Source organism: Salinarchaeum laminariae, assembly GCF_023204835.1.
Lineage (GTDB): Archaea > Halobacteriota > Halobacteria > Halobacteriales > Salinarchaeaceae > Salinarchaeum > Salinarchaeum laminariae.
Window position 1 is genome coordinate 2809459 of the sequence record NZ_CP096270.1, and the last position, 21565, is coordinate 2831023.

At 66.3% G+C, this 21565-nt stretch carries 19 protein-coding genes; 12 read left to right on the top strand and 7 right to left on the bottom strand.

The window, feature by feature from the left end:
* Nucleotides 1-19 precede the first annotated feature (19 nt).
* Complete coding sequence (locus MXF70_RS13450; RefSeq protein ID WP_248516179.1) at nucleotides 20-460, bottom strand: hypothetical protein; 441 nt, start codon at nucleotides 458-460, stop codon at nucleotides 20-22.
* Nucleotides 461-745: 285 nt separating this feature from the next.
* Between MXF70_RS13450 and ribH the strand changes: the two genes are divergently transcribed.
* Nucleotides 746-1168: a 6,7-dimethyl-8-ribityllumazine synthase gene (ribH, locus tag MXF70_RS13455; protein ID WP_248516180.1), complete on the top strand. Its 423-nt coding sequence runs from the start codon at nucleotides 746-748 to the stop codon at nucleotides 1166-1168.
* A 57-nt stretch (nucleotides 1169-1225) separates the two neighbouring features.
* Here ribH and MXF70_RS13460 read toward each other — a convergent pair whose 3' ends face one another.
* Nucleotides 1226-3862, bottom strand: coding sequence for a disk-shape morphogenesis protein volactin (locus MXF70_RS13460; RefSeq protein ID WP_248516181.1), 2637 nt, complete (start codon nucleotides 3860-3862; stop codon nucleotides 1226-1228).
* A gap of 227 nt (nucleotides 3863-4089) precedes the next feature.
* Here MXF70_RS13460 and MXF70_RS13465 point away from each other — a divergent pair, with 227 nt between their 5' ends.
* Nucleotides 4090-4653, top strand: coding sequence for a hypothetical protein (locus MXF70_RS13465; RefSeq protein WP_248516182.1), 564 nt, complete (start codon nucleotides 4090-4092; stop codon nucleotides 4651-4653).
* Nucleotides 4654-4692: 39 nt separating this feature from the next.
* Here MXF70_RS13465 and MXF70_RS13470 read toward each other — a convergent pair whose 3' ends face one another.
* A complete protein-coding gene (locus MXF70_RS13470) occupies nucleotides 4693-5448 on the bottom strand; it encodes a ribonuclease H-like domain-containing protein (RefSeq protein WP_248516183.1) in 756 nt (251 codons plus the stop codon).
* A gap of 223 nt (nucleotides 5449-5671) precedes the next feature.
* Between MXF70_RS13470 and MXF70_RS13475 the strand changes: the two genes are divergently transcribed.
* Genes MXF70_RS13475 through MXF70_RS13485 form a run of 3 tightly spaced genes read left to right on the top strand, consistent with a single transcriptional unit; the run spans nucleotide 5672 to nucleotide 10297 of the window.
* Entirely contained in the window at nucleotides 5672-5998 is a 327-nt protein-coding gene (locus tag MXF70_RS13475; protein WP_248516184.1) for a hypothetical protein, read from the top strand.
* Entirely contained in the window at nucleotides 5991-7061 is a 1071-nt protein-coding gene (locus MXF70_RS13480) for a hypothetical protein (protein WP_248516185.1), read from the top strand. The genes MXF70_RS13475 and MXF70_RS13480 overlap by 8 nt, the downstream gene beginning before the upstream one ends.
* A complete protein-coding gene (locus MXF70_RS13485; protein ID WP_248516186.1) occupies nucleotides 7058-10297 on the top strand; it encodes a hypothetical protein in 3240 nt (1079 codons plus the stop codon). Before MXF70_RS13480 ends, MXF70_RS13485 begins: the two co-directional genes overlap by 4 nt.
* A gap of 138 nt (nucleotides 10298-10435) precedes the next feature.
* On the opposite strand, the gene MXF70_RS13490 is transcribed toward MXF70_RS13485, so the two are convergent.
* A complete protein-coding gene (locus tag MXF70_RS13490; protein ID WP_510631680.1) occupies nucleotides 10436-10942 on the bottom strand; it encodes a multiprotein bridging factor aMBF1 in 507 nt (168 codons plus the stop codon).
* Between MXF70_RS13490 and MXF70_RS15515 the strand changes: the two genes are divergently transcribed.
* A complete protein-coding gene (locus MXF70_RS15515; RefSeq protein ID WP_510631681.1) occupies nucleotides 10836-11069 on the top strand; it encodes a DUF8138 family protein in 234 nt (77 codons plus the stop codon). The two genes, MXF70_RS13490 and MXF70_RS15515, sit on opposite strands and share 107 nt — an antisense overlap.
* Before the next feature lie 75 nt (nucleotides 11070-11144).
* Here MXF70_RS15515 and MXF70_RS13495 read toward each other — a convergent pair whose 3' ends face one another.
* Both MXF70_RS13495 and MXF70_RS13500 read right to left on the bottom strand, forming a co-directional pair.
* On the bottom strand, nucleotides 11145-11525 hold the full coding sequence (locus tag MXF70_RS13495; RefSeq protein ID WP_248516188.1) for a DUF5658 family protein: 381 nt from the start codon (nucleotides 11523-11525) through the stop codon (nucleotides 11145-11147).
* 256 nt (nucleotides 11526-11781) lie between these two features.
* Nucleotides 11782-13590 (bottom strand): acyl-CoA carboxylase subunit beta, encoded by a 1809-nt coding sequence (locus MXF70_RS13500; protein ID WP_248516189.1) that lies wholly within the window; start codon nucleotides 13588-13590, stop codon nucleotides 11782-11784.
* Between the two features lie 216 nt (nucleotides 13591-13806).
* On the opposite strand from MXF70_RS13500, the gene MXF70_RS13505 reads away from it, so the two are divergent.
* Nucleotides 13807-14718: an ABC transporter ATP-binding protein gene (locus MXF70_RS13505; protein ID WP_248516190.1), complete on the top strand. Its 912-nt coding sequence runs from the start codon at nucleotides 13807-13809 to the stop codon at nucleotides 14716-14718.
* Nucleotides 14715-15563, top strand: a complete 849-nt coding sequence (locus MXF70_RS13510; RefSeq protein ID WP_248516191.1) for an ABC transporter permease subunit — start codon at nucleotides 14715-14717, stop codon at nucleotides 15561-15563. The genes MXF70_RS13505 and MXF70_RS13510 overlap by 4 nt, the downstream gene beginning before the upstream one ends.
* A 47-nt stretch (nucleotides 15564-15610) precedes the next feature.
* On the opposite strand, the gene MXF70_RS13515 is transcribed toward MXF70_RS13510, so the two are convergent.
* Nucleotides 15611-16504, bottom strand: coding sequence for a class 1 fructose-bisphosphatase (locus MXF70_RS13515; protein ID WP_248516192.1), 894 nt, complete (start codon nucleotides 16502-16504; stop codon nucleotides 15611-15613).
* A gap of 214 nt (nucleotides 16505-16718) precedes the next feature.
* Here MXF70_RS13515 and MXF70_RS13520 point away from each other — a divergent pair, with 214 nt between their 5' ends.
* From MXF70_RS13520 to thrS, 4 genes are all read left to right on the top strand, one after another.
* On the top strand, nucleotides 16719-17582 hold the full coding sequence (locus MXF70_RS13520; RefSeq protein ID WP_248516193.1) for a 3-hydroxyacyl-CoA dehydrogenase family protein: 864 nt from the start codon (nucleotides 16719-16721) through the stop codon (nucleotides 17580-17582).
* Nucleotides 17583-17675: 93 nt separating this feature from the next.
* Nucleotides 17676-18716 (top strand): sodium:calcium antiporter, encoded by a 1041-nt coding sequence (locus MXF70_RS13525; protein ID WP_248516194.1) that lies wholly within the window; start codon nucleotides 17676-17678, stop codon nucleotides 18714-18716.
* 77 nt (nucleotides 18717-18793) lie between these two features.
* Nucleotides 18794-19378, top strand: a complete 585-nt coding sequence (locus MXF70_RS13530; protein ID WP_248516195.1) for an NUDIX hydrolase — start codon at nucleotides 18794-18796, stop codon at nucleotides 19376-19378.
* Between the two features lie 158 nt (nucleotides 19379-19536).
* The gene (gene thrS / locus MXF70_RS13535) at nucleotides 19537-21483 is read left to right on the top strand and encodes a threonine--tRNA ligase (RefSeq protein ID WP_248516196.1); all 1947 of its coding nucleotides are present in this window, start codon (nucleotides 19537-19539) and stop codon (nucleotides 21481-21483) included.
* The last annotated feature ends 82 nt before the right edge of the window (nucleotides 21484-21565 follow it).

The following is a 21565-nucleotide window of genomic DNA, read 5'->3' on the forward strand; positions in this document are numbered from 1 at the left end:
TCAGGCGTGACGGGTTGTTTTACAGCGAACTCGTCTGCTCGGACTGGCCGGTGAACTCCCGCCAGTGCTTGATTCCCCAGTAGCCGATGCCGGTGCCGAACATCCCTGCCGCGAGGAAGTAGAGCACGAGTCGGTCCACGAAGACGTCCTCGGGATGCGTGCGGGCGTAGTTGACACCCTCGACGGCGAGAACGATCATGATGAAGCCAAGCACCGTCACGACGCCGGTGATCGCGATGATCTCGATACCGTCGGCGCCGTGTTCTTCGAGCAAGAAGATCGTCGAGAGGAAGATCAGCGAGGTCGCGACGAGATACCAGGGAATCCGCGAGTCGAGCGTCGAGAACTCGCCCTCCAGCAGCGCGAGGACGCCGATGAAACTCGCCGTAATGACGATCGTCGATGCGGCGGCGAGCGCCGCGGTTCGAGCGAAATATCGGGTCCGTTCGTCTGCATTCATCGTGCGCCGATTGCGCGGAATCCGGGATAACCCTTGGGGTCGCGTTCGAATCTGTTCAGCTCGTGCTCTGCTGTCGCAACCGTGAACCGCCTGGAAGCCCCCTTCCGCTCGACCATCCGCGACTCGCCGGGGACGGGTCGAGCGCTCGGCCTCTTCCAGTCCCACCCTGTGATTGGTCCGGATACCTATGCCCGGTGGGGTCAGTCCTCTTTTGCGAAAGTTATCCCACTGATCGTGGTTTCGTGGAACGGTACACCTTTTGTGCGGCCACGCTACCCATGGTGCATGAGCAGACTCGCCCTCGTGGTGGCGCAGTTCAACCGGTCGGTCACCGAGCCGATGGAAGAAGAGGCACGCGAGGTGGCGGAGGAAGCAGGTGCCACGGTCGTCGAGAGCGTCGCGGTACCTGGCGTGTACGACGCTCCGCTGGCTGCCGATCGGCTGGCGCGACGGGACGACGTCGACGGTGTAGCCGTGATCGGTGCCGTCGTCACGGGCGACACCGACCACGATCAGGTGATCGCGCAGTCGACCGCCGACGCGCTCACGGAGATCAGTCTCGACAGGGACACGCCGGTGACTCTGGGCGTCACGGGGCCGGGAATGAGCGGTGCCGAGGCCCGGGAGCGAACGGACGTCGGCGCTCGTGCCGTCGAGAGCGCGCTCACCTTGCTCGAGGAACTACCGCAACCGTCCGACACCGAGTAACGACACCCGACACTCACTGACGAGACTGACCGGGTAGGTCGACCGACGCGATCGCTTCTAGCTCAGATACCAGGCGACGATCACGGCGACCAGCGGGACGGCGACGAACCCGCCGGCGAGCGCGGTCTGGTCGGCCAGATACGCGAGGGCAGCACCAAGCCCACCGACGGATGCCAGACCAAGGCCGAGCGCCAGGATCGCACTCCGACCGGCACCGCTCGCGGCGTCGACCTCCGCTTCGGCGATCCGGTTCTCGACGGAATCCATGCGGCTCTCCACGCTCGTGATCGCGTTCTGGTGTTGCGTCTCGTCGACGGCGTCGTCGGGAACTGCCTCGACGTCCGATCGAAGCGTCTCGATCTCGGCCTCTAGATCACTCACGGCGTCGAACTCCGCTCGGAGATCGTCGATAGCGCCCTCGAGCTCGACCCGCTCGGCCTCCGCGTCCTCGACGGCACCCTCGAGTGCCGCGACGTCGCTTTCCAGCCCGGCAAGCTCCTCCGCGTCGGCCGCGTCGGATTCGAGTTCGTCGATCTCGTCGTGGATGTCCTCGAAGCGCTCCGCGAGACCGGACTCCAGTTCTTCGACCCGCCCACGTAGCGCCTCCAGGTCGACCGATAGCGCGTCGACGAGATCGGGATCCGGGACCTCGCCTTCGAGATCACTGACGCGGCTCTCGACGTCGTCGAGGTACGTTTCGGCGTCGCCGAGCGCGTCTTCTACGGTCTCGAGAGCAGCAGCCGTCGCCACGTCGTCGAACTCCGCCTCGACGTCTTCGGCAGTCGTCTCGACCACCTCGATGCGCTCGCGCAGCGCGTCGATCGTGGCTTCGTCGGCGCCAGCGTCCACGGCCGCTTCGACGTCGGATTCGAGCGCATCGATCTCCGTTTCGAGCTCCACGACGGTGGTTTCGACGTCACCGAGTCCCTCGTCGATTTCCTCGACTGTCGCGTCCAGTTCACCGACGTCGGTAGCCAGCTCGCCGACGTCCGCGTCGAGGTCGTCAACGTCCGAATCGAGATCGCCGACATTCGCATCGAGATCGTCGACGTTTGCCTCCAGATCCTCGACGGTCGAGTCGATGACCTCGACCTCGGACTCGACGGCATCCATCTCGTCGTCGAGAGCCGCAAGATCGGAGCAGAGGCCAGCGACCTCCTCGGCCCGTTCGTCGAGTGAATCCACGATCGCGTCGAGATCGTCTGGATCGATCTCGTCCACGCGATCGACGAGGTCGGCGAGATCCGCGACCGGTGGCAGCGCCTCCAGACGGGATTCGATCGCGTCGATGCGATCGTCCAGCGACGTAGACAGCTCGTCGACCGACTGCTGGAGCGACTCCACTTCCTCGGCCGTAGCTGCGTCCTCGGGAACACCGCTGTCTCTTGCCGCGGCGGCATCGTCGACTGCGGTTTCGAGTGCCTCGACGTCCTCGCGGAGCGCGAGGAGCGTCGTCACCTCCTCGGCGAGGTCGGCCACGTCCTCGTCGAGTGGCTGCTCGTCGTCCAGACCGAGCCGGTCCTCGAGATACGCCAGACGATCGCGGAGACCGTCGAGATCTGCGCTCTCGACACCGCTCTCGGACGCTATATCGACACCGCCAACGTCCGTGGCAGCAGTTGCGGCCGTCGCGGGTTCGGGTGTGTCGGCACCGCCTGCCTGCACGCCGTCTGCAGCGTCGACACCACCCGATGCTGCAGCATCTGAGCCCGCGGCGAGCGCCGCCAAAGCGGCTGCTTCGTCCGCGAATCCAGTGGCGAAGCCAGCAGCAGCCGGATCGGCGTCCTCGGCGTCCGTCGCGACGGCGCTGGCGTCCTGAGCGGCGAGGAGTGCCCCGCGGGCGGCAGCGGATTCGGCGTCGGCGGCGCGGTGGACGTCCCCGACCTCGAACGGCAGATCGACGTCGTCGAGTGCGGTCGCCAGGCGACTGTCGATGCCGTCCGGTGCCGCGGCGCCGGCCACGACGATCGGAATCGTCCCCTCGACCGCGGGAGACTCGTCGGCGATCGCGAGCGCGAGATTCGAGAGCAGCGTGTCGTAGCGCAGGGCCAGTGCGCCGGACGTCGGATCGTCCAGCGAGGCGTTCGCACGCAGCTCGGCGACGGCCTCCGGATCGTTTCCGGTCGCGCTGGCGAGCTCCTGATCGATCCAGTCACCGCCGCGGGAGAGTTCCGAGCGCGACACCGGGACGCCTTCGACGACGAGCGTCGCGAGCGTGCGCGTGCCATCCACGACGACGCCGAGCCCGGTCGCTGGCGAGTCGAACGCGTCGTAACAGACGGCGACGCCAGGATCGAGCGACGCAGGATCGTAGCCGAGTTCGCTGGCGGCGTCCTCGATCGGTCCCGTGTCGATTCCCGACGGCGGGACGAAACAGAGTGATCCATCGCCCTCGCCGACGAGAGCGCGAAGCAGCGCCTCGACGGCGGCGGGGACGTCGTCGGCCGGGAGCGTCGAATCGGCGCCGAGCAGTCGTGTCGGCGTGTCGTTGACGATCGTCGCCACCTCAGGGGCGGCGTCGCCGAGCGCGACGATGGCGTCGTCGGTCGTGACCGAGGGCGTGTCCGCGCCCTCGAGGAAATCTTCGACGTACTCGCTTCGTTCGACAGCGAGTGCTGCGTTTCGCGTACCGTCGGTTCCCCCCTCGGTTGCCGCGACGATCCTGGCGGCCCCGACGTCGAGTCCAGCGGGCATGATGCGGTCGGTACGGAGCCCACGACTTAATGCGTTCGGAGGATTTCGGACAGATTCCGAAACTCGTCGCATACGAGGTGGACGATGGGACCGTCAGCGGAGGTGCCACTCGATCCCACGCTCCGCGCCGTCCCGAAGCAATCGACCGATCGGGCGAGCACGGCAGCTATCAATTACCAGATCTCTGTCCGAAATAAACAAGCCCCTGGAGCACGTGAGCTACTGGCATGAGCGAGAACGAGGAGCGAGCGTGGGGGCAGTACGCCGAGACGGTCCCCGACGATCGCGCCCTCTCCGTCTTCTCCGGCGTCGAACCCTACACGACGCGGGAAGTCGCGGAGGCGATGAACGTCACGGAACACACCGCTCGCACCGCCCTGGAGGCCCTCTTCGCCCGCGACGAGGTGGGTCGGAAGGAGGTCCGCGGTGACCCCGCGACGCTCACCGTCTGGTACCGATCACGCACCGGAATCGGTGAGGTACCGACCGAGGACGTCTCAGTCGACGTGGAGGCCCGCGTAGACGAACTGCTGGAAGATGTCGACGTGCCTGGAACCAGCGAGATGATGCGGGACTGGCGAATCGACGCGATCCGGGCCGCGTTCGATCACCTCCGCGAGCAGGAGGCCGTATCGGTCGGCGAGTTCCTCGAGGTTGTCTTTCCCGCCCACCAGGCGGGGTTCGACGAGCCCGACCCCTGGTGGGAGATGGTGCGACCCCGACTCCGGCGGCTGCCCGGCGTCGTCAACCCTGCCTGGGGCGAAGACACGTGGCGCTACGAGGGGCAGTAACATCGCCGACCGGTGCACCAGTGACGCTGCCGGCCGCCGCTACTCCTCGCCCACGCAAGCAGCTTCGAAGATTTCGGTGTGGAGCTCCTGTGAAACCTGCTCCATCAGCGGCTCCATGTTCACCGTGTCCTCCTGGTTGTAGTCGATGAGCGTCTGCAACGAGCCGTCCTGTCCACGCTCGTACTCGTGCCAGAGCCGCACTGCGTCGCGCCCGGAGATGTCCGGCCGATCGCGCTCGATGCCGAAGATTCCCTCGACCGCGGAGAGGCCGCCGGAGTAGCCCAGTTGGTTGCACATCGACATAAGATCAGCGTGGGGGAGATCGACCGAGAGATCGTAGGACGCCTCGAGGAAGGGGACGTCGAAGCGACGGCCGTTGAACGTGACGAGGAGCGAGGAAGCCTCGAGCTCGGCTCGAAGGGCGTCAGCGCTGAGATCCTGCCCCTGGACGAGCGTTCGCGTGTCGCCGTCGCGGTGGATCGAGACGGTCGTCACGCGGTCCGCGTAATGATCGAGTCCCGTGGTCTCGATGTCGAGGAACGTCGTCTCCTCGCGGACGTTCTCGAAGAGCCGCCAGTGTTCGGCGTCGGGAACTCGGTCGGCGAAGAAGGCCGCGTCGCCGCGATCGAGCCGGCGGGTCGCCTCGTCGACGAACGATTCGATGCGATCGGCCCGGGTGGGGCCGACGACCTGACCGCCGAACTCGGACCACTCGGTGACGCCTGCCTGCCAGAGCTTGCGCTCGGTCACCTCGCCGACGCCGTCGACCGGAACGAAACTGTTCTCGATCCGCACGCACGTCGGTAGGCGCGGCCTCGGATATAAGCTGTCGGATGCGGCGGTCGCGGCGGTCGAACCACGACGGTCGCCGGTCCGATGCCAACGGCCCGACGGGAGCGGCCATCGGGCAAGGGACATAACGATTCTGGCAGAACCGTTTTGGCCGCCGGATCGGTATTGCCTCGAAGCGCGTGCCCGCGGGCGAGCCGGAGTGACCCGATGGGCGCCACATCCACCTATGCGAACCGATCGTCGAACGACCGTCGCTGGCCTGGTCGCGATCGGAATCGCAGCGGTGCTCCTGTTCGATCTCTTCGGCGTTCGGTCGGCCGTGGGGTCGTGGGTTCGGGTTGCCGATCCAGCGAGTGGGCCGCCGGCCGCGATGGCCGCAGCGGTCTCCGATCGGGCAGGTACCGTCGAATCACTCGAAACAGCGCTCGCAACGGATCCGACGCTCTCCCTCGCACTGCTGGCCGTCGGGCTCGGTGTCGGGGTGATCGCCGGGAGCACGGCCGCATTCCTCCAGCAGCGACGCCGGCTCCAGCGTGGTGAGCGCGATGGCTAATCCGACGCCGCGGTCACTGGATTCCCTGTCCGGAAGGGTAGCTCTCCTCGCGATCGTTCTCGCGATCGGGCTCGTCGCCGTCGCACCGGGCGTTCTCGGCGCATCCACGGCCGCTGCGGATCCCTGTACGACGGTCGAGGCCGAACCGGCCGTCGTCGTGACGCCGCCCGCCGACGAGCCGACCGGCCCGGGGGAAACGGTCGCGGTGTACAACGGGTCCGAGCTGGTCGTTCACCTCTGCCAGCAGGCAGGCGGAGCACGGACGCTCGACGAGACCGGAGTTGACTGGGCGACCGTCATCGATTCCAGCGGCGAGGACCGGCTACGGATCCGCGTCGTTGCCCCGACCAACGATTCGCTGGGTTCACTCGCCTCGCCAGAACCAGTTCCGGGCCCGGCGCTATCGATCGTCGATCACAGCGTGGAGTCGGCTCTGATCGACGGGGCGATTCCGGTCGCCTCGGCCGAACAGGCGACCGAGCTTCGGGATGCTCTGGACACGTACCGCTCAGAGGAAGCGGCCCTCGACGCTCAGCTCGCGAACCTCTCCGCCGCAACCGCGACCGTGGAGAACGGATCCACGCCCGAGGAGCGGGTGATCGATGCGACGATGTCGACGCGAGAGTCGTATCTCGCTGCCGCCGAGGGGCTTCGCACGGAGCTCTACGACGTCGCCGACTCCGCCGTTGGCGGGCCCCAGAGCGCCGCAGCGATCCAGGCACTCGGCAACCGATCGGAGACGCTGGAGCGTCGAACGGAAGACGGCCTCGCGGCCCACGACGCCGCGCTCCGCGACCGCCAGCAGTCGTTGACCTGGTCGCTCAGGCTGCGGATCGTCGGACTCGCCGTGCTGGGGAGTCTCCTCGGAGCGGCGGCTGGAGCCGTGCTCCCACTCCGACGCGGACGAGCGGCCCGGCGTCGGCTCGCGGAGGGCGAGTGGACGACGTACTCGCGTCGGGCCCTCCTTGTGCCGGTTGCGCTCGGGGTCTGTCTGATCGTTCTCGGAGTCGGCTGGCTGGCGCTGACGGTCGGTGACTCACTTCTTCAGGTGATGACGCCGTGATCGCTGGTCACCGCACCGCTGCCAGCGGGCGCGGGATTCGGACGATCCTCGTCATCGCCGGAATCGTCGGGATGCTCGCGGTCGGTTCGGTCGGCATGACGGTCGCCTCGCCCGGCGGATCCGTACCAGCGGACACCACCGGGGGAGACGCAGTAGTAGCCGACGACGCACTCCTCTCGGCACAGGAGGCCGGCGAGCAGCAGGGCAACGTCACGCGGGACGGCGGCAACGTCGTCCTCGCCGTTACCGTAGAGCGCATCGGCGAGGCCGGGCCGGGGACGAACGTCTCCGTTGAGGTCCCCGCCGTCGATGGATCGACAACGGCCAGCGCAGTCCGGGAGGGCGACCGATACGTCGCTCGCGTCCCGATCACCGACGTCGTCCCGCCCGGGGCCACCGCCAACCTCTCGTCGACGACCGTCACCGCGAGTCACGACGGCGAGACCGTGATCACGGGCGCGGCAGATCTCCGCTACGTCGCTCAAACGGCGCCTGCGACGTTCCAAAATGCCACCCTCGCGGTCCCGGTCGACGTGCGCGGTCTCGGTGGCGCGGCCCCTGTGCTCCTCGCCGCCAACAGCGGCGAGCGGTTCCAGACGACGGTCGAGGGGAGCGGATCGAACGCGACGCTCCTCGTGACGCCCACCGAGCTCTCTGGAGTCCCCGCGCAGTACTCGATGAGCGCGTCGGTCGTGATGAACAACGCCACCGTCTCGGCCGGACCGGTCGCGTTCTCGATCGCCGACGCTGCGGAGCGCACCACCGCCCTCGAGTACCGGAACGGCGGCCTCGTCGTCGTGCAACCACTCGCCCACCCGGAACTGGGACCGAACCAGATCGAGGTGGCCCTCGAGACGAACGGCCCGACCGCCGTCTACAGCGTTCGAGATAGCGGGCCGGAGCCGTTCGTGGCGGTTCCCGAACACGTGGTGGGCGCCGGAAGCGTCCAGGTTCGCGTCTACAACGTCTCCGCCCCCGGTGGAGATGGGAGCAGCGGGGAGGGCGGCACCGCTGCGGAGACGACAGCGCTCGTGGACGTCGCCGTCACTGGGCCAGGACGTGCGACTGTGCCGCTCCGGATCGCCAAGGGATCGCTCTACGCACCCGAACCGGCTGCACTCACCGGATACGACGCGTTGCTGATCCGTGACGATTCGACGACGTACCTCCCGATCGACCCGGCCCTACTGACCGGATCGGCACAGTCGCTACCGTCCGCGATCGCGCAGCCGAGCCAGGATGCCACGGCGATCCTTATCGGCGGGGAGGGCCGCCCGGCACGCGTCGACCTGACAGTCGTCCCACCGCCACCCGAGCCGGAGCCAGAGCCCGAGCCGGCCGACCAAGAGGGTGACGAGTTCGTCGGGCTCTGGATGGACATCGGGTCGATCGTGAGCCTGCTTTTCGTCGCGATGATCGGGAGCGTCCTGTCGGTCGGGAGCGTCTACGGCCTCAGACTGCTCTCGCCCGCCCGGTCGGCTATCGCGGGGCCGCGCGCAGTCGTCGGCCACTTCTGCTTCGGCGGGATCGGGGGGATCGTCTGTATCGCAGTCGTCCAGTGGCTGTACTGGGGGCCAGTGCTCGGAACGGCCACGGTCGGTGGCACGGAGATCGGGCTGGGCGCACTCCTCGTCGGCACGTTCCACGGCGGACTGACCGCGACCGGCCTCCGACTCGGACTCGGCACGGTCGGCGCGTGGCCCACGCGGCGCGTTATCGACGAGACTTCGGTGCCGGTCAGGATCCGGTTCACCGACGACGAGGGCGAGGAAGTCCCCGGCGAGCAGATCGTCGCGATCAGGCGTGCCGAGGACGGCTCGCTGGTCGAGACGACTACGCTCGCGGGAACGACCACCGAGGTCGCGCTGACGCCGGGTGAGTATTCGATCAAGGGCGAGGCCGCAGAGCGAACGACCGACGACGTCGAGCTCGCGATCGACGATCCATCGCCGCGGCCGGAGACGCGATCGGTCCACTTGACCGTCGGCCGGCCGGGGCTGCAGGTCGAGGTCACGGATGCGCAGACAGAGGACGCGATCCCTTCCGGACAGGTCACCGTCACGACCGATCAGGAAGAGACGAAATCCGCCGCGATCGACGACGGCTCCGTGACGACGAGCCTCCCCGTCACGACCGGTACGGTGACGGCCGTCGTCAGCGCGCCGGGCTACGACGACGAGACCGTCGAGATCCGGATCGACGAGGCGCTCACGACCGTCGGCGTTGCGCTCGCACCGTCCTCTGGGACGCTCGTGGTCTCCGCGCTGGTCGCCGCAGATCCGATCGCCGACGCGACGGTCGAGATCGAGCCCGCCGAGTCGCCCAGCGATTCCTCCAGCGGATCCACGGTTGACTCGGAGGCGACGGAAGCGGCACCTGCCGGACCGGCAGCTGTCGGCGGCGATAGCGACGAGGCAACGACCCATCCGCCCGAAATCGGCGTCCGGACTGCATCAGGGGTCACTGACGAGGCCGGACGACTGATCCTCGAACTTCCCGCAGGCAGCTACCGGGCCACACTGGTGCTCGATGGCCCGAACGCCGACATGTTCGCGATCAAAGACGGGACCGCGACCATCTCCCCGGACGAGGAATCGGCCGTCGAGGTGTACGCCCGCTTCGACTGGGAGCCCGACGAGCGCGTTCGGCGTCGCGCAAATGGGCTCCGGTCGACTATCAGATCGGTCGCGGAGGAAGCGACGGCGGATCCGACGATCCCCCTGTACTTCGCGGGCGTGACGGAGGCGCTGCTGGACTGCGTCGCAGCGCTACCTGACGCCGGGCACCACTTCGCGACGAGCGCGCACGATCCCGACGAGGTCGCGACGGCGGCCGTCGCTGCTGCGGAGGCGGCACTCGAGGCAGTCGGGCAAGCGATGCAGGCCGAGGGCGTGCGGAGCGTGCTCGTTTCGGGGCCGACGGAGCCGGTGCGAGTGTCCCCCACTCTCGACGCGACGCCGGCGGATCTGCTGGCCTACCTCGAACAGGATCTGACGATCGCGAGCGTGGACGCGCGGGCCCACGAGATCGACACGACGCTCGACGAGCAGGCCGAGCGCCTGAGATCGGTTGCGCCCGCACGTGCAGTCCTCGAAAAAGCAGTCGGCCTCGTCCCCGAGAGCGATCAGTCGACGCACGCGGCAGCCCGCGAGTTCGCCGCACTGCTGTTGCTCGACGCCGTCGAGCAGTGTCTCGCGGACGAAGACATTCGGTCACGACTGGACGGCTCTGCGTGAACGGCCAGATGATGATCGGCCTCGGCAGGGTGCGCGGCGATTACTCCCGCGTTTCACAGAATCAGCAGTTCGGCGATGCTCTCGATTCAGCGAAGACCGAAGCAGGAGTTGCTCGCAAATTATTGGGGTGCCTGCGAATCAATCTTTGCGCTTGACGACGTCGCCGAGCGTGTACTCGCCGGCGTCACCGCCACCCTCCCACTCGGCGTCCTCGTCCGCTCCGGCGCCCCCGGACAGCGAGATGTCCAGATGGCGCTCGAGTTTGGTCTGGACCTCGTCGCTGGGGAGCGTTTCGCCCCGTTCGAGCTTCCGGATCAGGCTCGCCTTCTCGTTGAGTTCGTTGGCGAGATCGGCCTGCGAGAGGCCGGTGTCCTCCCGCGCAGTCCGGATCCGCTCGTCGTAGTCCGTCACGACTTCGTCCATGTCGTCGAACATGTCCGAGCGACGGCGCTGACTCGAACCACCGGAGGAGCCGCCACTGGCGCTCGAGGAGCTGCTCCCGCTGCCGGAGCTGCCGCCCGAGCTCCCGCCACTGCTCGTGGAGTATTTGGTAGACGTAGAGCTACTGGAGCTCTGGTCGCGAACTTCAGTCCCGAAGTCTGCGCAGTCCCCGCAGACCTGGAGTTCGGCGCCCTCGACCTTCACCGTCTTCGGCGACGACGTACTATCGCCGCACATCTCACACCGAACCATGTCCCGACTTTGCACAGGGCCGTGCATAAATGATGCGACCGGGGCGATTGTCGGCGACGGCGAGGGGATCGGCTACTGAACCGAAACCGCTAGCGATCACGAACGACTGCGAGCGACTGCGAGGAGCACAACGACAGAACTGGCCGAGGCTGTCTCAGACCGCAGCGAAGAGCAGCGCCGCGTTCGTCGTCGCCACGACTGCCCAGGGGAGCGCGATTCCGAGCGGGATCGCCACGCGGAACTGGGGGAGTGCAACTCGGACGCCGTACGCCAGGACGAGCGCACCGGCCTTGATCGTCAGGAAGCCAGCGACGCCGAACGCCGCCTGCGCGCTGGCGACGACGGGGTTGCCCTCGGCGAGCCCCACCCGAAATCCCAGCAGCGTGGTCACCACGTCCGCGAACAGCGCGACTGTGGCACCGATCCAGAGCAGGCGCTCCCGACGAGCGAGCCAGCTTACCCCCTCGTCGAGCAGCATCTCACCGGAGACCGTCGAGCGGGAGTCGGACGAAGAAATGGCGTCGGCCGGTGGCATGATGAGAATAGGCGTTGCTGCCTTGGATTCTGAACTATGGTTTCATAACTCTTTGGCATTGAACCATCTTCGCCACATACAGCATAATAATTATCAATCGTTGGAACCCTGGACTGGCCGTCCAAGCTCACGATCGAGAAGAGCATCGTGAAAGTAGCGGAACCTGACGAATACGGACCTCTACCGAACGGCCACGGTTCGGCAGAGGAGTAGAGTTCTATCCGGCAACTCGCCGGGACGTTCTCAGCCGAGACAATCAGAGCACGGTGCCGTGTTTCTTGTCGGGCAGCTCCGTCTCGACGTCCTCGTAGAACGCAAAGCGCGCTGCGAGTTCGCTCCGGAGCTCGCTGGGTGGGATGACCTCGTCGATCACGACCTCGCTGGCCATCCGCATCGCGTCGATGTCGCGGCGGTACTCCTCGCGGAGCTCGTCGGCTCGCTGCTCGCGTTCGTCCTCGTCCTCGATTTCCGCGAGCTTCCGAGCGTAGACAGCGTTGATCGCCGCCTCAGGACCCATGATTCCGATCTCGCCGGAGGGGAGTGCCAGCACGCTCTCGGGATCGTATGCCGGTCCACCCATCGCGTAGATGCCCGCGCCGTACGCCTTCCTGACGACGACGGTCTGCTGGGGGACCGTCGCCGAGGAGGTGGCGTAGATGAACTTCTTGCCCTTCTCGAGGATCCCCTCCGTCTCGACTTGCGACCCCGCCATGAACCCGGGCGTATCACAGAGATAGAGCACGGGCACGTCGTAGGCGTCGGCGGTCCAGATGAACTGTGCTGCCTTCTCTGCGGCGTCGGGGAAGATCGCGCCAGCCCGTTTGGCAGGCTGGTTCGCGACGATCGCGACCGGGCGGCCGTCGATTCTGGCGAAGCCCGTCAGGATCTCCCCGCCGTACTCCGGACGGAGTTCGAGCCAGGAGTCGGCGTCGACGACGCGTTCGATCACGTTCTGCATGTCGTACCCCTTGTCGGGGTGTTGGGGGATCACCGAGTCGATTCCGTCGGGTGATAGCTCGGGCTGGGAACCCGTCTGTTCTGGCGGCGAGTCGTCGGAGCTATCTGGGAGATATGACAGCAGCTGCGCGACGAGTTCGCGAGCGTGCTCCTCGTCCCTGGCGATCAGATCTGCGGAGCCTGACTCGCGGGTGTGGACCTCGGGGCCCCCGAGCTCCTCCGCGGAGATCTCCTCGCCGGTGACCATCTCGACCATCCGTGGCGAGGCGATGGCCATCGAGGACATCCCCTCGACCATGATCGTGAAGTCGGCGAAGACGGGTGTGTACGCCGCACCGGCGAAGCAGGGACCGTAGAGCACGCAGATCTGCGGGACGCGGCCGGAGAGCATCGAGTGGTTGTAGTAGTACTTCCCGATGCCCTCTCTATTTGCGAAGAATCCGGTTTGCTGATCGATGCGGCCACCGGAGGAGTCCATCAGGTAGAGCACCGGCTTGCCGGATTTCAGAGCCCGCTGTTGCATCCTGAGGAACTTCTCGACGCCGTGTGCGGCCATCGAGCCGGCCTTGACGGTGAAGTCGTTGGCCATGAAGTGGACGTCCCGGCCCTCGAACTCGGCGGCGCCCGTCAGCAGGCCGGCGGCGGGGAGGCGCGAACCGGGATCTGGCGACTCGACGTCGGGGCTGGAGCCGTGCCAGGCGTCGAAGTTCGCGAACTTGCCGTCCTCGAAGGTGAGATCGGCTGATCCGTCGTCCTCACCGAACCACAGCTTCAGACGGTCGCGCACGAACAGTTTCCCCTGCTCGTCCAGCCGGTCGCGGTACTTCTGGGGACCGCCTTCCTCCATATCGGCGATCAGATCCCGGAGTGCGTCCTCGCGCTCCGTCGGGCCGAGGTCGTCTGCTGGGTCTGCATCTGGTGAGGACTCCGCCCGATCCCGGGCGTCGTCCGATCCGGACTCGCTACCCTGTGGCGGTTCGGCGCTCGCGATCGGCGCCTCGTCGTCACCGGTCACCACCTCGACCGGCTCGCCGAGATGCTCTGCGAGCGCGGCGGCGATCGCCGATGCTTCCTCCTCGCTGGCGCCAGACTCGATCCGAAACTCCATACTGAACGTCGGACGGCCATTTCACATCAACGTTTGCCCGGAATTGGCTCACAGAACCGGGATCGTGTATGGTTATTGGTATCGATGTTCAGTCGGTCGGATGAGTCGAGACTCCACCCCACCGAAGCGTCCTCCACCGATTCCCAGGAGCGCAGACGCGTCTCCAGTGGCAGAATATGGCAAGATATACACGGTTTCGCTGATGGGACATTACCGATGGCCGCCATAGACATTAAAGCTCTCCAGAAGCGGTACGGCGACGTTCGCGCCGTCGACGATCTCGACCTCACGGTCGAGGACGGCGAGATCTACGGCTTCCTCGGCCCGAACGGGGCGGGAAAATCGACGACGATCGACTGCCTCCTCGGCTACGCCACGCCCACGAGCGGCACGATCGAGGTGCTCGATTACGACGCAATCGAGGAGTCGGTCGCCCTTCGGCAACACGTCGGCGTGCTTCCGGAAGACCTCTCGATGTACGACCGTCTGACCGCCCGAAAACACGTCCAGTTCGCGATCGACGTGAAAGACGTAGACGACGACCCGGAGGCGCTGCTCGAGCGCGTCGGGCTGCAGGACGCCATCGACCGGAAGGCCGGAGGATTCTCGACGGGGATGTCCCAGCGTCTCGCACTCGCGATGGCGCTCGTCGGCGAGCCCGAGCTGCTCGTCCTCGACGAGCCGACCTCGGGGCTCGACCCCAACGGCGCGCGAGAACTCCGAGAGATCATTCGCGAGGAGAACGAGCGCGGCGCGACGGTCTTCTTCTCCAGTCACATCATGGAGCAGGTCGAGGCCGTCTGTGATCGCGTCGGGATCATGAAATCCGGGACGATGGTCGCAGAGGACGACGTCGCGGGACTCCGCGCCGCTGCGGGTGGCGGATCGACGCTGATCGTCACGCTACAGCAGCCTGCTGACGGCCTCACCGCGACGATCCACGGCCGCGACGACGTGACGTCCGTACAGGCCGACGGCACCTCACTCTCGATCTCGCTCGAGAAGAACGCGCGAAAGACCGCGATCATCGGCGCGATCGAGGACGAAGGGTACTCCATCGAGGACTTCCGAACGCAGGAAGCGAGTCTCGAAGACATCTTCGCCTCGTACACGGAGGGCGCAGCATGAGCGGACAGCCAGGGTGGCTCCACGTCGCGAAGAAGGACCTGCAGGACTCCGCTCGATCGAAGCTCCTGCTCGGCGTGATCGGCGTCTTGCTCGTGCTCAGCGTCGTGTTGAGCGCAGTCCCGTATCTCGTCGGCGACACCGGCAGCGACGGCGCGGAGTTCGCGGCGGCCCTGTTCCAGACGCCGATCGGGATCTTCCTGCCCGTGCTCGCAGCGATGATCGGCTATATGGCGATCGTCCAGGAGCGAGAATCCGGTAGCATTCGCGTGCTGCTCGGCCTCCCGCTACGTCGCTCGGACGTCGTCGTCGGCAAGGTGATCGGTCGATCGATCGTCATCGTCGGCGCGCTACTCGTGACCGGACTCATCGGAACGGTGCTCATGTTCGCGCTCTATGGCTCCGTGGAGTGGCAGCAGATGGCCGCTTTCGGCATCCTCGGCGGCGTGCTCTCGGTGGTGTACGTTGCAGTCGCGATCGCCGTCTCCGCCTCGGTCAGCTCGCGGGGGAAGGCGATGGGGCTGATCGTCGCCATCCTCCTGGTGCTCGTCTACGCCTACCAGTACCTCGTGCTCGGCCTCGTGCGTATCGTGGAGGGGTCGTGGACGCTGGAGAACGTCCCTGACTACGCACTGTTGCTGCTCAGCCTCGATCCAAACGTGGCGGGTAGTCGTGCGGCTGGATATCTGTTCAGCGCCGACATCGGCGACCCGCTCGAGGGCGTCGCTGGCGAGTCCGCGCAGCTTCCGTTCTACGCCGAACAGTGGACCGCGTTCCCCGTCATCGTGCTGTGGATCGTCGTCCCCCTCGCGATCGGCTACTACCGGTTCGGCAAGGCCGATCTCTGAGGCCGTCGCGTCGAGTTCCTTCTCGCTGGTACAATCGGCGACCGACGTTAGGCCGCGTCCGCAAACGCAGAGTCGACGCGATCGATCAGTGATCGGTTTCCTACGTAGATCGGCGACCGGTCGTGGAGCTCCGTCGCTGGCCGATCGAGGAGCGAACCGGTGCCGTCGGTCGATGCCCCGCCTGCCTCCTCGACGACCAGCGCGACCGGCGCGACCTCGAACTGATACCGGAGCTTGCCCGCCGGGCGTGACTGGAGCTGTGGATACGCGAACAGACCGCCCTTCGTCAGCATCTGGGAAACGTCGGCGACGAGCGCACCGCCGTAGCGGAGTTTGAGCTCGTCGCGGAGCGATTCGACGATCCCCGCGACGACCGGTGGCCAGTCGTCGTCCCCACCGCCGACGCCGTAGACGGTCGGCTCCGACGGGATCTCGACAGCAGCATCGCTCACTCGCGGCGCTGGGTTCGTACCGCCGTCCCCAGACGGCGGAATTTCGTACTCGGTGACGCCCTCGCCGTCGATTGCCACGTAGGCCGTCGTCACTGGCCCATAGCAGATCAGGACTGCGGCGACGAACTCGCTGCCAGGCGCGGGGAGTGGAGCGTCAGCCACGCCGACGATCGTCCCCGTCGGCGCGTTCGCCGAGAGATTCGAGGAGCCATCGAGTGGATCGACCGTGACGGAGAGTCCATCGCCGGCGTCCACGACGTCGGCACGCTCCTCGCTGGCGACGGTACCGACGGCCTCGATCGCGGCGAGTCGATCGACGAGCAGCTCGTCGGCGGCGTCGTCGGCGGCGATTATATCGTCTCCTGTGGGGTTCGATCGGTCAAGGGTCCCGCCGCGATTGTCCGTCTGGAGCCCGCGAATCTCGGGTGCCGCGTCGAGGACCACGTCGACGATCTCGTCGATCCCCGCCGCTCGATCGGCGTCGTTCATCGGCCCACCACCGAGGGCCGAGGCCGGGTCGCGCACCGCAATCGGCTGCCTGACGACGATCCAGTGGCCAGATCTCCCGAGTGCATTCTATTTCGTAACTCAGTGAGAACGCTCAAAGGCGTTTCTCTCCGGAGCCACTGCTCGCCAGTCCGACCGCTTGCGAGACCGGTCTGGCACCAGTGGCATTCTTCAGGGTCCGCGTCCACGATCGAGTATGGTCAGAGCACTCGCGGACGTGGATCGGGTCGGTGTCGTGGGCGCGGGAACGATGGGCGCCGGAATCGCACAGGTCCTCGCGATGGAGGGGTACGAAGTCGCACTACGGGACGTCGATCGCGAGCTGGTCGAGGAGGGTTTCGACGCCATCGAGTCCAGCCTCGATCGGCTGGCCGACCGCGGTGAGATTTCCGACGGCGACGTCGATCGGATCGTCGGGCGGGTCGACGGCACGACGGAGCTTGACGACCTCGGCCCCTGCGACCTCGTGATCGAAGCGATCGTCGAGGATCTCGATATCAAGCAGGACGTCTTCGAGAATCTCGACCGCGTCACCGACCAGGACGTGGCGCTGGCGACGAACACGAGTACGCTCTCGATCACGTCGATCGCCGCCGCGACCGAGCGCCCCGAGCACGTCGTCGGACTCCACTTTATGAACCCCGTGCCGATTATGGACGGCGTCGAGGTCGTCACCGGCGAGCGGACGGCCGCCGAAACCGTCGATCTCGCTCACGCACTCTCGGCCGATCTCGACAAGGAGACCTGGGAGTCCGACGACAAGCCCGGCTTCGTCACGAACCGCATTCTTATGCCCTGGATCAACGAGGGGATCCGAGCCTTCGACGAGGGCGTCGCGAGCAAGGAGGACATCGACCGCGGGATGACGCTCGGAACGAACGTCCCGATGGGGCCACTCGAGCTCGCCGACCACGTCGGACTCGACGTCTGCCTCCACGCGACCGAGACGCTCCACGAGGAGCTCGGCGATCGGTACACCCCGGCCTACCTGCTCAAACGGAAAGTCGAGGCGGGACATCTCGGGAAGAAGACCGGCGAAGGATTCTACGAGTACGACTGAGCGTCTGTTCACGTAGGGCAAGCAAACGTCGAGTTCCAGGCGGCCCGGATAGGTACGCACTTGTAGGGCCGGTTTGAGAAATGCAACTATCCCATGGTGCTGAGCGGATTCATCCCGGCGATCACGCCGATTCACCTCGTCGTGATCGCGCTCGCGACCGTCGCAATCTGGTTCGGGAGCGCGTGGCTCGAAGGGTCGGCCGAAGAGCTCTCGGCGTACTACGGGCTCCCGCCCGTCGTGCAGGGGTCGGTCGTGGTCGCCGTCGGCTCCAGCTTTCCGGAGTTCGCGAGCGTCGTGATCGCTGCGAGCGCGGGAGCGTTCGACCTCGGCGTGGGGGCGATCGTCGGCTCCGCGCTGTTCAACGTGCTCGTGATTCCGGCGCTCTCCGGGCTCGCCTCGAAGGGCGAGGCGCTCGATGCCAACCGAGCGATCGTCTACAAGGAAGCGCAGTTCTACATGATCGCCGTCTCAGCATTGATCATCACGTTCGCACTCGCCGTGATCTACGAACCCGTCGGCACCGCGAAATCGCTCAGCGGGGACATCACGCGACCGCTGGCTGCTATCCCACTCCTGCTGTACTGTCTCTACCTCTTCATCCAGTGGCAGGACGTCGGGGATCACACGCCCGGCGACGAGGGCGAGGGCGTCGATGTGCTCCCCGCATGGGCGAAGCTGGCCGCAGGGCTGCTCCTCATCCTCGTCGCCGTGGAGTTCCTCGTGGGGAGCGTCGAGTTCCTCGGCCAGGAGCTCGGGATCCCAGAGTTCCTTGCGGGCGTGACGATCCTCGCTGCGGCGACCAGCCTCCCGGACACGCTCGTGAGCGTCCGCACGGCATCTGACGGGAACGGGACGACGAGCCTGGGGAACGTCCTCGGCTCCAATACGTTCGACCTGCTCGTCGCGATTCCGGTCGGCGTCCTGCTCGTTGGCACCCTCACGGTGAACTTCGCCGTTGCACTCCCGCTGTTCGGCGTGCTCACGCTCGCGACCGTCCTGCTGTTCACGCTGCTCCGGACCGACCTCACGCTCGAGCGCTGGGAGTCCTACGTTCTCCTGGTGGCCTACGGCGCCTTCGTCGTCTGGATGGTGACGGAGTCCATCGGCGCGACCGATCTGCTGAAGGCTGCCTGACCGGATTCGGGCACCGCGACGGTCCGGCCGTCGGGGGAAGCGAACCACTCATCTCGGGAGCGTCCGGAGTCGCTGGCATGACCGACAACCTCGCGTGGGAGACCGTCGATTCCAGCATCGCTTACGAGTGTCCCGGCTTCACGATCGTCCACGACGAGGTCCGGTTGCCCGATGGTACCGAGTCCGACTACGACTATCTGAGCGAGCCGCCGGCAGTGGTAATCCTGCCACTCGTGGCTACGGATGCGGAATCGAACGCGATCGACGCTGACGACCGCGAGGCCGTCGTCATCGAGGAGTGGCGCCAGGCCGTCGACCGCGTCAATCGGGGGATCCCCGTCGGGAGCGTCGAACCCGACGACGACGATCTCGGGGTCGCTGCACGGCGGGAGCTCCGCGAGGAAACGGGCTACGAAGCCGAGACGGTGGACCACATGCTGACGACCGAGCCGGTCAACGGCATCGCGAACTCCGTACTCCACTATTTCGTCGCGGAGGGCTGTACGCCGACGGCCGAACAGGACCTCGACGCGAACGAGTACATCCGGGTCGACACCGCGCCGCTGGAGGCACTCCGCTCGGCGGCGCTGTCGGACGGCCTTCGCGACGGGCGAACGGTGACGGCACTCCAGCAGCACGCCCTGCGAGAGCGCGTGGCCTGACGACTGGAGAAGCGATGCACACGTCCATCACAATCCTTATATCTGATTCGCGGGTAGACTCGTGCACGATGGTAGGTGGCTACTTTACAGGCCGGCTTCCGGCCCCCTAATCTCTCCACCTATCGATTCTGTCACAGCCACGTTTCCCAGCCACAGCCATGTCCCAACAGGAATCAGATCAGATAGTTGTCGTACTGCCCGACGGCTCCGAGCTCGAGGTCGAGCGCGGATCCAGCATCGAAGATATCGCCTACGAAATCGGCCCCGGCCTCGGTGACGCGACCGCCGGCGGTCGCATCGACGGCGACCTCGTCGGCAAGGAGCTCGCGGTGACGACCGACGGCGCCGAAATCGAGATCGTCACCGAGGACTCTGAGGAGTATCTGGGCGTGATGCGCCACACGGCCGCCCACACCCTCGCCCAGGCAGTCCAGCGGCTCTACGACGACGTCGACCTCGCGATCGGCCCGGCGACCGACGACGGGTTCTACTACGACTTCGACGAGCTCGACGTCGACGAGGACGACCTCCCCGCGATCGTCGAGGAGATGGAGTCGATCATCGAGGAGGATCTCGAGGTTACCTACGAGCGCGTCTCCATCGAGGAGGCCCGCGACCGGCTCGCGGACCAGCCCTACAAGCTCGAACTGCTCGAGGAGTTCGCCGAAGAGGACGACACCGTCCACTTCTACGGCCAGGGCGACTGGGCGGATCTCTGCAAGGGGCCCCACGTCGAATCGACGGGCGAAATCGGGGCTATCGACCTCCTCGAAATCGCCGGCGCGTACTGGCGCGGCGACGAAGAGAACGAGATGCAGACGCGGATCTACGGTACCGCCTTCCGCGACGACTCGGACCTCGAGGAGTTCCTGGAGCGGCGCCGCGAGGCCGAGGAGCGCGACCACCGCAAGATTGGGAACGAAATGGACCTCTTCTCGATTCAGGACCGCACCGGTCCGGGCCTCCCACTCTATCACCCCAACGGGAAGACGATCCTCCGCGAGCTCGAGGGGTTCGTCGAGGATCTGAACCTCGATGCCGACTACGAGTACGTCGAGACCCCCCACGTGTTCAAGACGGACCTCTGGAAGGAGAGCGGCCACTACGACAACTACGCCGACGATATGTTCCTCTTCGAGGTCGGCGACGACGAGTTCGGGCTCAAGCCGATGAACTGCCCGGGCCACGCAGCGATCTTCGACGACTCGGCGTGGTCCTATCGCGACCTGCCGATCCGCTACGCCGAGAACGGCAAAGTGTACCGGAAGGAACAGCGCGGCGAACTCTCCGGACTTTCCCGTGTCTGGGCGTTCACGATCGACGACGGCCACCTGTTCGTCAAGCCCGACCAGATCCAGGCGGAGGTCGAGCGCATCATGGACATGATCCAGGAAGTGCTCGAAACGTTCGGTCTCGATTACGAGGTCGCGCTCGCCACCCGCCCCGAGAAGAGCGTCGGCTCCGACGAGATCTGGGAGAAGGCCGAGTCCGCACTCGAGTCCGTGCTCGACGACCGCAAACTGGAGTATACGGTCGAGGACGGCGACGGCGCCTTCTACGGCCCGAAGATCGACTACGAGTTCGAGGACGCGATCGGCCGCTCCTGGGACGGGCCGACGGTCCAGCTCGACTTCACGATGCCCGAGCAGTTCGACCTCTCCTACGTCGGCGAGGACAACGAGGAGCACCGCCCGGTCATGATCCACCGCGCGCTCTACGGCAGCTACGAGCGGTTCTTCATGATGCTCATCGAGCATTTCGAGGGGAAGTTCCCGCTCTGGCTCGCGCCCGAGCAGGTCCGCGTGCTCCCGATCACGGACGACAACGCCGACTACGCCGAGTCCGTCGCCGAGGAGCTCGATGCGGACGGCGTCCGCGTCGAGGTCGACCAGTCGGACAACCGCCTCCAGCGCAAGATCCGAGCCGCCCACGACGACCGCGTCCCCTACCAGATCATCGTCGGCGACGACGAGATGGAAGACGGCACGCTCTCGGTGCGAGACCGGAAGGAGCGCCAGGAGCACGGCGTCGATCCCGAGGAGTTCTACGCGCACCTCGAGTCAGAACGAGCGGAGAAGCGGACGGAGCCGGACTTCCTCGATTAGAGCGGGCGTCGGAGTCGTTTTTGCGATCTCTCTTCAGCGGTGATACGAGCGGCCAGCGGCCGCTGGGCGAGATTCGACGATC

What these genes read in the sequence shown, in the direction of transcription:
- MXF70_RS13450 (WP_248516179.1), bottom strand. Translation starts at nt 460, where the DNA reads ATGAATGCAGACGAACGGACCCGATATTTCGCTCGAACCGCGGCGCTC.
- ribH (WP_248516180.1), top strand. Translation starts at nt 746, where the DNA reads ATGAGCAGACTCGCCCTCGTGGTGGCGCAGTTCAACCGGTCGGTCACC.
- MXF70_RS13460 (WP_248516181.1), bottom strand. Translation starts at nt 3,862, where the DNA reads ATGCCCGCTGGACTCGACGTCGGGGCCGCCAGGATCGTCGCGGCAACC.
- MXF70_RS13465 (WP_248516182.1), top strand. Translation starts at nt 4,090, where the DNA reads ATGAGCGAGAACGAGGAGCGAGCGTGGGGGCAGTACGCCGAGACGGTC.
- MXF70_RS13475 (WP_248516184.1), top strand. Translation starts at nt 5,672, where the DNA reads ATGCGAACCGATCGTCGAACGACCGTCGCTGGCCTGGTCGCGATCGGA.
- MXF70_RS13480 (WP_248516185.1), top strand. Translation starts at nt 5,991, where the DNA reads ATGGCTAATCCGACGCCGCGGTCACTGGATTCCCTGTCCGGAAGGGTA.
- MXF70_RS13495 (WP_248516188.1), bottom strand. Translation starts at nt 11,525, where the DNA reads ATGCCACCGGCCGACGCCATTTCTTCGTCCGACTCCCGCTCGACGGTC.
- MXF70_RS13500 (WP_248516189.1), bottom strand. Translation starts at nt 13,590, where the DNA reads ATGGAGTTTCGGATCGAGTCTGGCGCCAGCGAGGAGGAAGCATCGGCG.
- MXF70_RS13505 (WP_248516190.1), top strand. Translation starts at nt 13,807, where the DNA reads ATGGCCGCCATAGACATTAAAGCTCTCCAGAAGCGGTACGGCGACGTT.
- MXF70_RS13510 (WP_248516191.1), top strand. Translation starts at nt 14,715, where the DNA reads ATGAGCGGACAGCCAGGGTGGCTCCACGTCGCGAAGAAGGACCTGCAG.
- MXF70_RS13515 (WP_248516192.1), bottom strand. Translation starts at nt 16,504, where the DNA reads ATGAACGACGCCGATCGAGCGGCGGGGATCGACGAGATCGTCGACGTG.
- MXF70_RS13520 (WP_248516193.1), top strand. Translation starts at nt 16,719, where the DNA reads ATGGTCAGAGCACTCGCGGACGTGGATCGGGTCGGTGTCGTGGGCGCG.
- MXF70_RS13525 (WP_248516194.1), top strand. Translation starts at nt 17,676, where the DNA reads ATGGTGCTGAGCGGATTCATCCCGGCGATCACGCCGATTCACCTCGTC.
- MXF70_RS13530 (WP_248516195.1), top strand. Translation starts at nt 18,794, where the DNA reads ATGACCGACAACCTCGCGTGGGAGACCGTCGATTCCAGCATCGCTTAC.
- thrS (WP_248516196.1), top strand. Translation starts at nt 19,537, where the DNA reads ATGTCCCAACAGGAATCAGATCAGATAGTTGTCGTACTGCCCGACGGC.